This window comes from Methylobacterium sp. 275MFSha3.1, assembly GCF_900108435.1.
In the GTDB taxonomy this organism is placed as follows: Bacteria; Pseudomonadota; Alphaproteobacteria; order Rhizobiales; family Beijerinckiaceae; genus Methylobacterium.
On the sequence record NZ_FNWP01000009.1, the window covers coordinates 205342 to 218978 of the forward strand.

At 71.8% G+C, this 13637-nt stretch carries 18 protein-coding genes, 1 tRNA gene and 1 riboswitch; of the genes, 10 read left to right on the top strand and 9 right to left on the bottom strand.

Annotation, left to right across the window (positions count from 1 at the left end):
• Positions 1–21: 21 nt before the first annotated feature.
• The 4 genes from BLW78_RS13100 (at position 22) to BLW78_RS13115 (ending at position 2343) form a co-directional block, all read left to right on the top strand.
• On the top strand, positions 22–669 hold the full coding sequence (locus tag BLW78_RS13100; RefSeq protein ID WP_091680111.1) for a carboxymuconolactone decarboxylase family protein: 648 nt from the start codon (positions 22–24) through the stop codon (positions 667–669).
• 150 nt (positions 670–819) lie between these two features.
• Positions 820–1053, top strand: coding sequence for a hypothetical protein (locus BLW78_RS13105; RefSeq protein ID WP_056522462.1), 234 nt, complete (start codon positions 820–822; stop codon positions 1051–1053).
• Positions 1054–1160: 107 nt separating this feature from the next.
• Positions 1161–1532: a hypothetical protein gene (locus tag BLW78_RS13110; protein WP_020093513.1), complete on the top strand. Its 372-nt coding sequence runs from the start codon at positions 1161–1163 to the stop codon at positions 1530–1532.
• 112 nt (positions 1533–1644) lie between these two features.
• Positions 1645–2343 (top strand): YoaK family protein, encoded by a 699-nt coding sequence (locus BLW78_RS13115; RefSeq protein WP_091680113.1) that lies wholly within the window; start codon positions 1645–1647, stop codon positions 2341–2343.
• Here BLW78_RS13115 and BLW78_RS13120 read toward each other — a convergent pair.
• The 5 genes from BLW78_RS13120 to BLW78_RS13140 all read right to left on the bottom strand — a co-directional run bounded on the left by BLW78_RS13120 (position 2333) and on the right by BLW78_RS13140 (position 4475).
• The gene (locus BLW78_RS13120; protein WP_091680114.1) at positions 2333–2581 is read right to left on the bottom strand and encodes a flagellar protein; all 249 of its coding nucleotides are present in this window, start codon (positions 2579–2581) and stop codon (positions 2333–2335) included. The genes BLW78_RS13115 and BLW78_RS13120 overlap by 11 nt on opposite strands.
• A gap of 102 nt (positions 2582–2683) precedes the next feature.
• Positions 2684–2848, bottom strand: a complete 165-nt coding sequence (locus tag BLW78_RS13125; RefSeq protein WP_244526932.1) for a hypothetical protein — start codon at positions 2846–2848, stop codon at positions 2684–2686.
• A 43-nt stretch (positions 2849–2891) separates the two neighbouring features.
• Positions 2892–2978 (bottom strand) — tRNA-Leu (locus BLW78_RS13130).
• Between the two features lie 33 nt (positions 2979–3011).
• Positions 3012–4205: an FAD-dependent monooxygenase gene (locus BLW78_RS13135; protein ID WP_091680119.1), complete on the bottom strand. Its 1194-nt coding sequence runs from the start codon at positions 4203–4205 to the stop codon at positions 3012–3014.
• Between the two features lie 12 nt (positions 4206–4217).
• Entirely contained in the window at positions 4218–4475 is a 258-nt protein-coding gene (locus BLW78_RS13140) for a zinc-finger domain-containing protein (protein WP_020093518.1), read from the bottom strand.
• Positions 4476–4672: 197 nt separating this feature from the next.
• Here BLW78_RS13140 and map point away from each other — a divergent pair, with 197 nt between their 5' ends.
• The 6 genes from map (at position 4673) to BLW78_RS13170 (ending at position 10445) form a co-directional block, all read left to right on the top strand.
• On the top strand, positions 4673–5503 hold the full coding sequence (gene map, locus BLW78_RS13145; RefSeq protein ID WP_170855148.1) for a type I methionyl aminopeptidase: 831 nt from the start codon (positions 4673–4675) through the stop codon (positions 5501–5503).
• Positions 5504–5509: 6 nt separating this feature from the next.
• Positions 5510–6256, top strand: coding sequence for a RadC family protein (gene radC / locus BLW78_RS13150; RefSeq protein WP_091680120.1), 747 nt, complete (start codon positions 5510–5512; stop codon positions 6254–6256).
• Between the two features lie 96 nt (positions 6257–6352).
• Complete coding sequence (locus tag BLW78_RS13155; RefSeq protein WP_020093520.1) at positions 6353–7786, top strand: circularly permuted type 2 ATP-grasp protein; 1434 nt, start codon at positions 6353–6355, stop codon at positions 7784–7786.
• Positions 7787–7851: 65 nt separating this feature from the next.
• Positions 7852–8799 (top strand): alpha-E domain-containing protein, encoded by a 948-nt coding sequence (locus tag BLW78_RS13160; protein ID WP_020093521.1) that lies wholly within the window; start codon positions 7852–7854, stop codon positions 8797–8799.
• A 21-nt stretch (positions 8800–8820) separates the two neighbouring features.
• The gene (locus tag BLW78_RS13165) at positions 8821–9648 is read left to right on the top strand and encodes a transglutaminase family protein (RefSeq protein WP_020093522.1); all 828 of its coding nucleotides are present in this window, start codon (positions 8821–8823) and stop codon (positions 9646–9648) included.
• Positions 9649–9692: 44 nt separating this feature from the next.
• Positions 9693–10445 carry a proteasome-type protease gene (locus BLW78_RS13170; RefSeq protein ID WP_020093523.1) on the top strand — a complete coding sequence of 251 codons (753 nt, stop codon included), beginning with the start codon at positions 9693–9695 and terminating at the stop codon, positions 10443–10445.
• A gap of 58 nt (positions 10446–10503) precedes the next feature.
• Here BLW78_RS13170 and BLW78_RS13175 read toward each other — a convergent pair whose 3' ends face one another.
• From BLW78_RS13175 to thiO, 4 genes are read right to left on the bottom strand one after another with little or no spacing between them, the layout of a single operon-like run.
• Positions 10504–11160: a thiamine phosphate synthase gene (locus tag BLW78_RS13175; protein WP_091680122.1), complete on the bottom strand. Its 657-nt coding sequence runs from the start codon at positions 11158–11160 to the stop codon at positions 10504–10506.
• Positions 11157–11960, bottom strand: coding sequence for a thiazole synthase (locus BLW78_RS13180; RefSeq protein WP_091680123.1), 804 nt, complete (start codon positions 11958–11960; stop codon positions 11157–11159). The genes BLW78_RS13175 and BLW78_RS13180 overlap by 4 nt, the downstream gene beginning before the upstream one ends.
• 2 nt (positions 11961–11962) lie before the next feature.
• The gene (gene thiS, locus BLW78_RS13185) at positions 11963–12175 is read right to left on the bottom strand and encodes a sulfur carrier protein ThiS (RefSeq protein ID WP_020093526.1); all 213 of its coding nucleotides are present in this window, start codon (positions 12173–12175) and stop codon (positions 11963–11965) included.
• Positions 12172–13395 (bottom strand): glycine oxidase ThiO, encoded by a 1224-nt coding sequence (gene thiO, locus BLW78_RS13190; RefSeq protein ID WP_091680126.1) that lies wholly within the window; start codon positions 13393–13395, stop codon positions 12172–12174. Before thiO ends, thiS begins: the two co-directional genes overlap by 4 nt.
• A gap of 64 nt (positions 13396–13459) precedes the next feature.
• Positions 13460–13588, bottom strand: a riboswitch (TPP riboswitch).
• Positions 13589–13637 lie beyond the last annotated feature (49 nt).

A 13637-nucleotide genomic window follows, 5' to 3' on the forward strand; every position in this document is an offset into this window, starting at 1 on the left:
AGATCCAACGGGAGCGAAACGATGACCCTCCGCCGCCGCGCGCTGACTCTGGCCGCCCTCGCCCTGGCCCTGCCGCTGGCGACTCCGCTGGCGACCGTGGCGGCGCGGGCGCAAGACCGGCTGCCGACCATCCCGCCCCAGGACTACACGCCCGAGCAGAAGCAGGCGGCCGAGGCCTTCGCGCAGGCGCGCGGCAAGCCGCCCTTCGGGCCGTTCGAGCCGCTCATGCACTCGCCGGAGGTGATGACGCTCGCCCGCTCGATGGGCGACTACCTCCGCTTCAAGCCGAAGATCGGCACCACGCTCTCGGAGCTGGTGATCCTGATGACCGCCCGCCGCTGGACGCAGGACTACGAGTGGTACGTCCACGCGCCGATCGCCGAGAAGGCCGGCATCTCCGCCGACATCATCGCGGCGATCCGCGACGGTCGCCGGCCGGCCAGGATGAGCGACGACGAGACCCTCGTGTACGAGTTCACCGCCGAGCTCCAGGACACGAAGCGCGTCTCCGACGCGACCTTCGCCCGCGCTGAGGCCCGGTTCGGCAAGCCCGGCGTCGTCGATCTGGCGGCGATCTCGGGCTACTACACGTTCCTGGCGATGGAGCTGAACGCGGCCCGCTACCCGATTCCCGCCGACGGCAAGCCGCTGCCGCGCATGCCCGAGTGAGCCGGCTTATCCACAGTCGTCCGGCAGCGGAAACCGCGTTGTCCACAGGGTTTGGCAGGTCACGCGCGGCCGGCCCGGCCGCCGTTGACGGAACGTTAACCCTTATGGCTTGTTCTCTTTTCGTTCCCGGACGCGACGAAGGAGAACCCGATGCTGACCCAGGTCCTGGCCCAGCGCGACGATCACGTATGCCCCGTCGAGGCGATCAGCACCGCGTATCTCGGCTTCGCGGGCGGCGATGCCGGGATCGCCCTGCGCTGCGCGATCGCCGACGCCCTGTCCGACCTGATGGAGGCCGAGCGGCGCACGCGCGAGCGCAGTCGCCTGATCTCCCGAGGCTACATCCGCACCGCCCCCGACATGGAGGCCGGACCGGCAAGCTGAACCGTGGCTGCAGGCCGGCTTCAGCATCGGTGCAGCGCGGGCGCGGCATTGTCCCTTGTGTGATCCGGGGCGCCGCAGGCGCTCCCCGCACTCACCGGAGACAGGTCATGACACGCATCGCTCTGCTCTCGGCCGCCGCGCTGATCGGCGCGGGCACCCTGGCCTCCACCGCCGCCGAGGCCCGCGGCGGCGGCGCCATCGCGGCCGGCATCATCGGCGGCCTCGCGGCCGGCGCCCTGATCGGCGCCGCGACCCAGGCCCACGCGGCGCCCGGCTACGGCTACGGATACGCGGATTACGGCTACGCCCCGGCTCCCGTGGTCGTGCGGCGGCCCCCGGTCTACCGCGTCTACGAGGAGGACGCGCCGGTCTACGCCACCCGCCGGACCGTGACCTACGAGCGGGTCCCGGTCGGCTACGGCCCCGCCCGCCACTGGGGCGGGGATTACGAGGGCGGCTACGGCTATCGCGGCTGGTGAGCCGGGGGTTGCGCCCGGCGCCGTGACGGCGCCCGGGCGCGTGGCTTAAGACGGTGGCGGCGCCGACCGAATCGGGTTCTCGGCACCCCACCGACGGGTCATCGACGGGTCCATGCTGGTCCACGAAGGCGAGACGCGCACCCCCGAGGCCGACAGGGCGCTCGCCCTCTCCCTCGCCGGGATGGCCGGCGCGCTGAACACCGCCGGCTTCTACGCGGTGGGCCTCTACGCCTCGAACATGACCGGGAACGTCTCGGCCATCTCGGACAGGACCGGCACGGGCGACCTGCTCCTCGCCCTGCAGGCCGGTCTGCTCGTCGTCCTGTTCGTGCTCGGCGCCGCCACCGCGACGCTGCTGATCCGCCGCCGCCGCCGCGGGCACCGACCGGGCGCCTACGCCTACGGGGTCTGCGCGGAGGCGATCCTCCTCGTAGGCGTCGGCCTGGTCGTGCTGCCGCTCCACGAGCCGGCGCGGAGCCACGCCCTGGTACTCGGCCTGAGCTTCGTCCTGGGCCTTCAGAACGCGGCCGTGACCAAGATCTCCGAGGCGCGGGTGCGGACCACGCACGTCACCGGCATGATCACCGACATCGGCATCGAACTCGCGCGCTGGCTGGACCGCGGGACACCCGGCGCGGATCCACTCAAGCCCCACGATCCGGAGCGGCTGCGGCTGTACCTGCTGACCGTCGGCGCCTTCCTGGCGGGCGGTGTGGCGGGGGTCGTGGCCTACCGCCTCGTCGGCGTGGCCCTGCTCTTCGCGGCGGCCGCGATCCTGGCCGGACTCGCCCTCCCCGCTCTCAGGCGGTGACGTCGAGGAGCTGGCCCATCATGCGGTCGGCGGAGCGCGCCACCGCGGCGTTCAGCGCGAAGGCCGATCGCGACCCCATCAGGTCCAGCGCGGCGCCCGACAGGTCCACCTGCGCGGCCGGCGGCAGGGCCGTGTCGCCGGTGGGCGCGCCGCTCGCCGCGATGGTCTCGGCCGCTCTCCCGAGCCGGTCGGTGGCCCGGGTCATGCCGGTCGCGGCGGTCTGAAGGGCGTCGATCATACCGGAATCTCCCCGCCGCCACTCTGGCAGGGACACGACAAGGGCCGGTTTCGGCGATCGCTCGAATGCGATCCATCCGGCGCGACGGCCGCCGCGTCCGCCTCACCCCTTCGGCGCGCACACGGTCACCGGAGAGGCGCCGCCGTAGGGCCGCTCCGCCTCGGCGATCTGCTTCGCGGCGGCCTCGCAGGCCTGCTTGGTGTTGAACTCGACCGATCCGATCGCGGAGCCCGAGCCGGCGAGCATGATGATGAGCACGTAGATCACGCCATTCCCCTCCGGCATCCCGGTCCGGCGTCGCGCTGCGTGCTGGTGCGGACGGCGGGACTCGAACCCGCACGGCCTCGCGGCCGCAAGATTTTAAGTCTCGTGCGTCTACCGGTTCCGCCACGTCCGCATGCACCCTCGGTAGCGGGGGCGGCGGGTCCGATCAAGCGGGGGGCGTCCAGCCATACAGCCAGGCGTAGCGGTCGCGCATGCCGTCCGGGCCGAGACGGGCCATCACGGCGTTGCGCAAAAACGCCACCACGCCGCCGGCGTGGTAGGTCCGGCCGTTGCTCCGCGCCGCTTTCTGAACCCGTCGCACCCGTGCGGTCCGCGCGCCCGAATACGCCGCGAGCGCGGCCGGAACGTCGGCGTTGTCCGCGAGGGCGCGCGTGAGGACCGCGGCGTCCTCGATCGCCAGGGCGGCCCCCTGCGCGAGGTAGGGCAGCACCGGGTGGCCGGCATCGCCGATCAGCGCGAGCCGGTCGCGGGCGAGCGGGCGCGCCACGGCCCGGTCGGCGAGCGACCAGACCAGCCAGGAATCCGGCAGGCTCAGGAGGTCGCGCAGGGGCGCGGCGCTGCCGCGCAGATGCCCGCGCAGCACGGCCGGCTCCCCGAGCCGGCCCCAGCCCTCGTCGCCCACCGCCTCGGGCACCACCGCCACCACGTTCAGGAACTGGCCGTCCCGCACCGGGTAATGCACCACGTGCCGGCCGCGGCCGAGCCACAGGCCGGTGGCGCCGCCGCGCAGGTCCTGCGGGACCGCCTCCATCGGGATGAGCGCGCGCCACGCCGCGGCCTGACCCGGGCGGAGCGGCGCCGAATCGAGATGCGCGCGCAGCCGGGACCTCAGCCCGTCCGCGCCGATCGCGAGGTCGTAGGCGACCGGCTGGGCCCCGCTCGCGCCCTCGACGGTGAGGACGGCCTCGGACGCGGTCTGGGACACGGCGGTTACGGTGCGCCCCATCAGCAGGCGGATCGTCGAGCGGCTCCGGAGCGCGTCGAGCAGCAGCGTCTGCAGGTCGGCGCGGTGGATCACGTAGTAGGGCGCGCCGAAGCGGCTCTGCGCCTGCGCGCCGAGCGCCACGCCGCCGATGCGGCGGCCGCTGTCCAGGGCCCGCACCTCGACGGCGGGCGGCTCGCTCGCCGCCCGGCGCAGCGCCGCGGAGAGCCCGAGGCCCGCCAGAACCCGGCTCGCGTTGGGCGAGATCTGGATCCCGGCCCCGACTTCGCTGAAGCCGGTCCGGCGCTCGATCACCGTGACGGCGTGGCCGGCATCCGACAGCGCCAGCGCCGCCGTCAGGCCGCCGATCCCGGCCCCGACGATCCCGATCCGCAGTGATGGACTGCCAGAAGGCACGGTGGGCGGCGCCTACTCCGCCGCGACCTTGGCGTCGTCCCGCCACACGCAGGCCTGCGGCTCCGCCTCGTCGGCCTTCAGGCCGGCCCGGTAGCGGTAGAGCGTCGAGCAGTACTGGCAGATGATCTCGCTGTCGGCGCCCATGTCGAGGAACACGTGCGGGTGGTCGAACGGCGGCAGCGCGCCGATGCACATGAACTCTTTCACGCCCACGGTGATAACCGGCACGCCCGGCTCGTTGTGGAAGTGCGGTACCGCCTTGCCTGCCATCCGGCCCTCGCCTGCCCCGCGACCGACCGCGCGGCGAATCTGCCAGCGCGCTCCCGGGCGTCTCGCGGCCGCTTATGCCGCCAGCCCCGCGACCGGCGCAAGCCTCGCCCGACCTACGACCGATGCGGCTTGGACTCGCGGGCCCCGCGCCGTACATAGGGCGAAGCCCGATTGACGCCGCCGCGAAAAAAGTCCCGATCATGCAGCAGGAACAGGCCAGTGCGCAGGGTGCGCGCCGCGCCCCGGAACCGCCGATCCACGGTCCCGAGGGCTTCGAGGGCATGCGCCGGGCGGGGCGGCTCACCGCCGAGGCCCTCGACCTGCTGATGGAGGCGACGCAGCCCGGCGTCACCACCGAGGAGCTCGACAGGCTCGCCTACACCTTCGCCATGGACCACGGCGCCTATCCGGCCTCGCTGCTCTACCGCGGCTATCCGAAGTCGATCTGCACCTCGATCAACCACGTGGTCTGCCACGGCATCCCCAACGACAAGCCGCTGCGCGAGGGCGACATCGTCAACCTCGACATCTGCCTGATCCTCGACGGCTGGCACGGTGATTCGAGCCGGATGGCCTATGTCGGCGAGGTGCCGCGCAAGGCCCAGCGCCTGTGCGAGATCACCTACGAGGCGCTGATGCGGGGCGTCGCCGCCGTGAAGCCCGGCGGATCGACCAACGACATCGGCCGGGCGATCCAGTCCTACGCCGAGGGCGAGCGCTGCTCGGTGGTGCGCGATTTCTGCGGCCACGGCCTCGGGCGCACCTACCACGACGCGCCCACGATCCTGCACTACGTCGAGGCCAGCTACGACGTGCCGTTCAAACCCGGCCAGTTCTTCACGATCGAGCCGATGATCAATCTGGGCCGGCCCGCCGTGAAGGTCCTGGGCGACGGCTGGACCGCCGTGACCCGCGACCGCTCGCTCTCCGCCCAGTTCGAGCACACGGTCGGTGTCACCGAGACCGGCGTCGAGATCTTCACGATCTCGCCGAAGGGGCTGCACCAGCCCGTCAACCCGGCCGCCTGACCGGCCGTGCCCGAGCGGCAGGACGACGGTGAGGCGGGGCTGTTCGCCGACAGCGCCACCCCGTCGCCGGTCGAGAAGGAGACGCCGCACTACCACGGTCATCGCGACCGCCTGCGGGAGAAGTTCTCCGCCGCGGGGCCCGACGCGCTGCCCGATTACGAGCTGCTGGAGCTCGTCCTGTTCCGGGCGATTCCCCGGCGCGACGTGAAGCCCCTCGCCAAGGCGCTGGTCGCCCGGTTCGGCAGCTTCGCCGAGGTGGTCAGCGCCGAGCCGGCGCGGCTCATGGAGGTGGAGGGCGTGAGCGGCGGGGTCGCGTCCGACCTCAAGGTGATCGAGGCCGCGGCGCGGCGGCTGGCCCGGGGCGCGATCCGCGAGCGCGCGCTCCTGGGCTCGTGGAGCGCCCTGCACGAGTACCTGCGCGCCACCATGGCGTTCGCCCCGCGCGAGGAGTTCCGCGTCCTCTTTCTCGACAAGCGCAACCACCTCATCGCCGACGAGGTGCAGGGACGCGGCACAGTCGACCACACGCCGGTCTACCCGCGCGAGGTCGCCCGACGGGCGCTCGAACTGTCGGCGACGGCCATCATCCTGGCCCACAACCACCCGTCCGGCGACCCGGCCCCGTCGGCGGCCGACGTGGCGATGACCCGCGAGATCGTGGCCGTCCTGGCGCCGCTCAAGATCGTGGTCCATGACCACGTGATCCTCGGCCGAAACGGTCACGCCAGCCTGAAAGGCCTGAAGTTGATCTGATCCTCCGGCCTCCTTGAGCGTTATCGCCCGCGGATATAGCCATGATCGGGTGGCGCGCCTCTTGCCTCAAGAGCGGGAGCGTACGGGAGGAGCGAGATGGCGGTGACGGCCTTCGACGAGATGAACGGGATCGGCGCGGCCGATCCGGCGGCCGTCCGCGACGCCTACGGCCAGCTCAAGGCCTGGCTCGACTCCACGCCGCCCGAGCATTTCAACACCCGCCGCAGCCAGGCCGAGCTGCTGTTCCGCCGGATCGGCATCACCTTCGCGGTCTACGGCGACAACGAGTCGACCGAGCGGCTGATCCCGTTCGACATCATCCCCCGGGTGATCACCAAGCCGGAATGGGCCTTCCTGGAGCGCGGGCTGACGCAGCGGGTCACCGCCATCAACCTGTTCCTGAAGGACATCTACGGCGCCCAGGAATGCATCAAGGCCGGCATCATCCCGGCCGACCTCGTCTACCGCAACGCCCATTACCGCATGGAGATGCGGTCCTTCCGCGTGCCGCACGACCTCTACGTGCACATCGCCGGCATCGACATCGTCCGGACCGGCGAGAACGACTTCTTCGTGCTGGAGGACAACGCCCGCATCCCGTCGGGCGTCTCCTACATGCTGGAGAACCGGGAGGTCATGCTGCGCCTGTTTCCGGACCTGTTCTCGAAGCACCGGGTCGCGCCGGTGGAGAACTACCCGGACGCCCTGCTCGCCACCCTGCGCAGCCTCGCGCCGGGCTCGGCGACCCGGGACCCGACCGTCGTGCTGCTGACCCCCGGACGCTACAATTCCGCGTTCTACGAGCACTCGTTCCTGGCCGACAAGCTCGGCGTCGAGCTGGTGGAGGCGTCCGACCTCTTCACCAAGGACGACGTCGTCTACATGCGCACAACCGAGGGGCCGCGGAAGGTCGACGTCATCTACCGCCGCCTCGACGACGACTTCCTCGACCCGCTGGTCTTCCGCCCGGACTCGGTGCTCGGCGTGCCCGGCCTGATGAACGCCTACGAGCGCGGTTCGGTCACCCTCGCCAACGCGGTCGGGACCGGCATCTCGGACGACAAGGCGGTCTACAGCTACATGCCGGAGATCGTGAAGTTCTTCACCGGCGAGGAGCCGATCCTGCACAACGTGCCGACCTATCGGTGCCGCGAGAAGGACGCGTTCGCGTACGTGATGGACAACCTGTCCGACCTGGTGGTGAAGGAGGTCAACGGCTCGGGCGGCTACGGGATGCTGGTCGGGCCGCATGCCAGCAAGCGCGAGCTCGACGACTTCGCCAAGAAGCTCAAGCACGCCCCGGACGGGTTCATCGCCCAGCCGACCCTGTCGCTCTCCACCTGCCCGACCTTCGTGGCCTCGGGCGTCGCGCCCCGCCACGTCGACCTGCGGCCCTTCGTGCTGTGCGGGGCCGACAAGATCCGCATCGTTCCGGGCGGCCTGACCCGGGTGGCGCTGAAGGAAGGCTCCCTGGTGGTCAATTCCAGCCAGGGCGGTGGCACCAAGGATACCTGGGTGCTCGACGCCTGAGCTCCGCGATATCCGGACGTTCCGAGGCGCGGACACCGTGGTCCGCACGACTTGGCTGAAGACCGATGCTCTCCAGGACTGCCGACAACCTCTTCTGGCTCTCCCGCTACGTCGAGCGCGCCGACTTCGTCGCCCGCATCCTCGACGCGGCGCACCGATTCGCGTCGCTGCCGACGAGCTACGGCGGCGGCGGGAGCAACGAGTGGGAATCGGCCCTCGCCTCGGCCGGCGACCCCGACGCGTTCAAGACCCATTACAGCGCGATCAACGCCGACACGGTCTGCGACTTCCTCGCTTTCAGCCCGCACAACCCGTCCTCGATCCGCTCCTGCATCGAGGCGGCCCGCGAGAATGCCCGCTCGGTCCGCACGGCGCTCACCACCGAGATGTGGGACGCGATCAACGGCGCGTGGCTGGAACTGCGCAACTACGCCGGCAAGGACCTCAACCGCGACGAGTTCGGCCGCTTCCTCGACTGGGTGAAGACCGTGTCGCTGACCTTCGACGGCTCGGCCTTCCGGACGATGCTGCGCAACGACGCCTTCTGGTTCACCCGGCTCGGCACGGCGATCGAGCGGGCGGACAACACCGCCCGCATCCTCGACGTGAAGTACCAGATCCTGCTGCCGCACGACGAGACGGTGGGCGGCAGCCTCGACTACTTCCAGTGGACCACGATTCTGCGCGAAGTGTCGGCGTTCAACGCTTACCACTGGGTCTACCGGGAGAGCATCAAGCCGCTGCTGGTGGCCGACCTCCTGATGCTCAACAAGCAGATGCCGCGCTCCTTCGCGAACTGCTACGGCGTGATCGTCGAGTATCTCGACCTGATCGCCGACGCCTACGGCCGCCGGGGCCCGAGCCAGCGCCTCGCGGGAAACATGTTGGCGAAGCTGGAGGGCGAGGATATCGACCGGGTCTTCGCCACCGGGCTGCACGAGTTCGTCGAGGCGTTCATCGCCGAGAACAACAAGGTGGGCGAGGCGATCGCGAAGCAGTATCTGGTCGGCTGAACAGGACGGACAGGACGGCGCATGCGCATCCGCGTGGTTCACGAGACCATCTACACGTACGAGCAGCCGGCCCGCGGGCTCGTGCAGGTCCTGCGGCTGACGCCGCGCGACCATGATGGGCAGTACGTCCGCGGGTGGCGGATCGACACCACCGTCGACGGGCGGCTGACCGCCCGCGAGGACGGGTTCGGCAACGTCGTCCACTGGTTCACCCCGGACGAGCCGGCCGACGCCCTGACCATCCGGGTCACCGGCGAGGTCGACACCGACGACACGCACGGCGTCGTGCGTGGCACGGTGGAGCGCCTGCCGGACGAGTTCTATCTGCGCGACACGGACCTGTGCGCCGCGAGCCCGGAGTTGCACGCCTTCGCGGAGCGCGTCGCCGCCGAGGACGACGGTGCGACCTTGGCCCGACTCCACCGGCTGATGGGGGCGGTCCACGGTGCTGTGGCCCACGAGCCCGGTCCCGCGAGCGGCGCGGTGCCGGCCGGCAAGGCGTTCGCGGCGGGCCGCGGAATCTGCCAGGATCTCGCCCACGTGCTCATCGCCGCCGCCCGCCACATCGGCATCCCGGCGCGCTACGTCGCCGGCTACCGGGCCCGGGAGGACGGGCAGGCGGATGTCGAGGCGCCCCACGGCTGGGTCGAGGCCCTGGTGCCGGATCTCGGCTGGGTGGCGTTCGACCCGTGCTACGATGTCAGCCCGACGGACAACTACATCCGCGTCGCCACCGGCCTGGACTATCTCGGGGCGGCGCCGATCCGCGGCAGCCGGACCGGCGGTGGCACCGAGACACTGGACGTGAAGCTCCGGGTCGAGCAAGGCAGGGCCGCCGCTCAATCCTGACCGTCCCGACCCCGGTCCGCCGACCGCACGAGAGCCCGAAAACGATGACCTACTGCGTCGGTGTCCTGGTGGAGGAAGGGCTGGTCATGGTCGCCGATACCCGCACCAATGCGGGGCTCGACGACATCTCGACCTACCGCAAGCTCCACCATTTCAACGTGCCGGGCGAGCGGGTGATGATGCTCGCCTCCGCGGGCAACCTCTCGATCACCCAGTCGGTGCTCAGCCTGCTCCAGGAGGGCGTGCCCGGCGAGGAGGAGGGTGAGCCGCCGCAGAAGCTCGTCGAGGCGCCGACGATGTTCCAGGCGGCGCAGCTGATCGGCCGGGCCATCCGGCGGGTGCGCGCCATCGAGAAGGACGGGTTCGAGGCGGCCAATATCCGGTTCTCGATCTCGCTGCTGTTCGGCGGCCAGATCGGCACCGGCGAGATGCGGCTGTACCTGATCTACTCCGCCGGCAATTTCATCGAGTGCAGCACCGACGCGCCGTTCCTCCAGATCGGTGAACACAAGTACGGGAAGCCGATCCTCGACCGGGCGGTGAAGTACACGACCGACCTCTATGACGCCCTCAAGGTGAGCCTGGTCTCGATGGATTCGACCATGCGGTCGAATCTGGGCGTCGGCCTGCCGATCGACATCGCGGTCGCCCGCCGGAACGCGCTGACGCTCGAGGTGAATCACCGGATCGAGGCCGGCGAGGGCTACTTCCACGATCTGCGCGAGCGCTGGTCGGCTGCGCTGCGCGCGGCGCACCGGGCGATCCCGCGCCCGCCCTACGGACCGTCCAACGCCTAGAGCAACCACAGCATCGGCCGTCTTGCTCCGCTGCGCTCGCCGGGACGGGGGCAGATTTCTACGTGGCTGTCCGAGCCGCTGAAGACTCCGCTGCGCCCCAGGCCTTCAGGAGCGCCCGGGTCGCCTCGGCCGGATCCATCGCCCGCATCGGGCCGCCCATGACGGCGAAGCCCGCCGCCCCCGCCGCGCGACAGGCCCCGATCACCTCCGGACCGACACCGCCCAGGGCCACGATCGGCAGGCCCGCCGCGCGTGCGGCGGCGAGGCCCTCCGGTCCGAGAGCCGGTCCGTAACCGGGCTTGCTCGTGGTCGCGAAGATGGGGCTGAGGGTCACGTAGTCGGCGCCGGCCCGCGCGGCGGCCGCGGCCTCACGCGGCGCGTGCGCGGAAACGCCGATGAGCGCAGCCGCGCCCAGGGTGGCCCGCGCCGCCGCGATCGCCTCCGGTCCCGAGCCGCCGCCGAGATGCACGCCGTCGGCACCGAGGGCGCGCGCGAGCGCGACATCGCCTCCGATCGTCAGGACGCCGTTCGCGGCCCGCACGCGCTCGGCCACGCGCGCGCCGAGGCGCAGGCGGGCATCCGCCTCCAGGTCCCTGTCGCGGAACCAGATCCAGCGCCCGCCGCCGTCGAGGACCGCCTGGACGGTCTCGGCGAGGGGCCGCGGATGCCCGTGCCGGTCCGTCACCGCGAGCAGCGGCAACGGCAGCGCCCTCACGAGCCGACGAGGCCGAGCTGCGGGCTCGACGGTTCGGCCCGGCCGCGGCGGGGGATCCGCCCGGCGAGGTGGGCGTCGCGCCCGGCCTCCACGGCCCGGCCCATGGCGCGAGCCATCCGCACCGGATCGTCGGCCTTGGCCACGGCGGTGTTGATCAGGCAGGCGGAGGCGCCGAGTTCCATGGCGATCACCGCGTCCGAGGCGGTGCCGATCCCGGCATCGACCACCACCGGCACTGTCGCCCGGCGGCAGATCAGCTCCAGGTTGGCCGGATTGGCGACACCCATCCCGGAGCCGATCAGGGAGCCCATGGGCATCACGGCGGCGCAGCCGAGATCCTCCAGGCGCTGGCACACGATCGGGTCGTCGTTGCAGTAGGGCAGCACGACGAAGCCGTCGTCCACGAGATGGCGGCAGGCCTCGATCAGCTCCATCACGTCCGGGTAGAGCGTCTCGCGGTCGCCGATCACCTCGACCTTGATCCAGTTGGTGTCGAGCGCCTCGCGGGCGAGCTCGGCGGTCATGATCGCGTCGCGGGCCGTCTCGCAGCCGGCGGTGTTCGGCAGGAAGCGCTTGCCCTTCAGGATCTTGACCGTGTCCGAGCCGTGGCCCTGGAGCGAGACCCGGCGGATCGAGGCGGTGACCACGTCGGCGCCGCTCGCCGCGACGGCGTCGCGCATGATCGCCTGCGTCGGGTAGCCGGCGGTGCCGATGAACAGCCGGGACGACAGCCTCACCCCGGCGATGGTCAGGCTGTCATCCCCGCCCTCGGGGCGCGGCGGCAAGTGGCTCTGGTCCATGCTCAACCTCCCTGCATGGCGCGGACGATCTCGACCCGGTCGCCCTCCGCGACCGGTGTCTCGCCCCAGTCCCGGCGGCGCAGAACGCGGCCGTTCAGCGCGATGGCGACGCCCTGCGGACTCTCGATACCGCTCTCCTCCGCCTCGAGGCGGAACAGGGCGTCCACCGTCTCGACCGCGCACTCTCGCGGCTCACCGTTGACCAGGAGTTTCATGCCGAGGCCCTCAGCGCTTCCGGCTGGCCGAAGCGCGCGCGGGTGAAGGGACGCGCCACCTCCGGCAGCGCGCCGCGCAGCACCAGCGCGGCGATCGCGTCGGCGGTGACCGGGGCGAGCAGGTAGCCGTTGCGGTGATGCCCGGTGGCGGCGACGAGGCCAGGGGCGATCGCGTCGAGGATCGGCGCGTCGTCGTCCGAGGTCGGTCGGTAGCCGCTCCACACAGCCTCCACCTCCATCTCCTCGATGCCGGGCAGCACCCGGCGGGCGCCCTCCAGCAGGGCGTAGAGCCCGCCCGCGGTGACGCCGGGACGGAAGCCACAATCCTCCACGGTCGCGCCCACGACGAGCTGGCCGTCGCTCTTCGGGGCCATGTGGACCTGCTCGGTCCAGACCATCCGCGCCAGGGTACCAGTCCGAGCGGTGGTGCGCAGGGCCAGGGACTGGCCCTTCAGCGGGCGGACCGGAAGGGCGAGCGCGTCGGGCAGCAGGCCGCCCTCCCCGCTCCAGGCGCCGGAGGCGAGGATGACGGTCTCCGCCGGGACGACGCGGTCGCCGGCGCGGATCCCGGTCACGCGGCCGCCCGACCAGTCCAGGGCGGTGACGGGGGCCCGCTCCGCCAGGATCACGCCGGCGCGGCGGCAGGCCTCGGTGAGGGCGTCCACGACCAGGCGAGGATCGACCTGATGGTCGCGCGGACAATGGATCCCGGCGGTGACGGAGGGGCGCAGGCCCGGCTCCAGGCGCCGGACCTCGCTGCCCGGCAGCCACGTGGCCTCGAGCCCCGAGCGGCGCTGCAGGTCGTAGCGGAAGCGCAGGCGCTCGACCTCGTCGCGGCCGACCGCCAGCACCAGGGTGCCGTCGGCGCGGTAGTCGATCGCCCGGCCGGACTCGGCCTCCAGGGCGTCGCGGAACGCGGGCCAGAGCCGCAGCGAGTCCAGGGCGAGCGGCAGCAGCGGATCGGAGCCCGGCTCGTGCTCGGCGGCCGGGGCCAGCATGCCGGTGGCCGCGAGGCTCGCGCCCGCCCCGATCGTGTCCCGCTCCAGCACCGTCACGGCGCGGCCGGCCCGGGCGAGGCGCCACGCGATCGACAGCCCGATCAGCCCGCCGCCGACCACGGCGACGTCCGTTCGCGCCGGAAGGGTCGCCGGCGCGACGCTGCCGTCCGGGTTGCGGCGGCGGCCGATCGGTGAGGCGGGTCGGTCGAGGGGCACAATCATCTCCGCGGATTGCCGTCGCGGAGATCGGGCCGTGCGCTTCGGTGAGAAGCTGTGGCCTGCCTTTCAGGCGGCCGCGGTCCAATCCCTACGCCGGTATGAGCCGGATCAGGTTCGAAGGATTTCCGCGCCGCAGGTCCTGACGGACGTGCCAGCGGTTTCTCAGCCCCTTGCCGGGGATCTCCCTGGAACAGACGCAGATGTGGCTCCCCGGCCGCTGCCGGTCAACCCCGCGCCGCGAGCAT

What these genes read in the sequence shown, in the direction of transcription:
- thiO (WP_091680126.1), bottom strand. Translation starts at nt 13,395, where the DNA reads ATGATTGTGCCCCTCGACCGACCCGCCTCACCGATCGGCCGCCGCCGC.
- BLW78_RS13100 (WP_091680111.1), top strand. Translation starts at nt 22, where the DNA reads ATGACCCTCCGCCGCCGCGCGCTGACTCTGGCCGCCCTCGCCCTGGCC.
- BLW78_RS13120 (WP_091680114.1), bottom strand. Translation starts at nt 2,581, where the DNA reads ATGATCGACGCCCTTCAGACCGCCGCGACCGGCATGACCCGGGCCACC.
- BLW78_RS13105 (WP_056522462.1), top strand. Translation starts at nt 820, where the DNA reads ATGCTGACCCAGGTCCTGGCCCAGCGCGACGATCACGTATGCCCCGTC.
- BLW78_RS13155 (WP_020093520.1), top strand. Translation starts at nt 6,353, where the DNA reads ATGGCGGTGACGGCCTTCGACGAGATGAACGGGATCGGCGCGGCCGAT.
- BLW78_RS13180 (WP_091680123.1), bottom strand. Translation starts at nt 11,960, where the DNA reads ATGGACCAGAGCCACTTGCCGCCGCGCCCCGAGGGCGGGGATGACAGC.
- BLW78_RS13110 (WP_020093513.1), top strand. Translation starts at nt 1,161, where the DNA reads ATGACACGCATCGCTCTGCTCTCGGCCGCCGCGCTGATCGGCGCGGGC.
- BLW78_RS13160 (WP_020093521.1), top strand. Translation starts at nt 7,852, where the DNA reads ATGCTCTCCAGGACTGCCGACAACCTCTTCTGGCTCTCCCGCTACGTC.
- BLW78_RS13140 (WP_020093518.1), bottom strand. Translation starts at nt 4,475, where the DNA reads ATGGCAGGCAAGGCGGTACCGCACTTCCACAACGAGCCGGGCGTGCCG.
- BLW78_RS13165 (WP_020093522.1), top strand. Translation starts at nt 8,821, where the DNA reads ATGCGCATCCGCGTGGTTCACGAGACCATCTACACGTACGAGCAGCCG.
- thiS (WP_020093526.1), bottom strand. Translation starts at nt 12,175, where the DNA reads ATGAAACTCCTGGTCAACGGTGAGCCGCGAGAGTGCGCGGTCGAGACG.
- BLW78_RS13170 (WP_020093523.1), top strand. Translation starts at nt 9,693, where the DNA reads ATGACCTACTGCGTCGGTGTCCTGGTGGAGGAAGGGCTGGTCATGGTC.
- BLW78_RS13115 (WP_091680113.1), top strand. Translation starts at nt 1,645, where the DNA reads ATGCTGGTCCACGAAGGCGAGACGCGCACCCCCGAGGCCGACAGGGCG.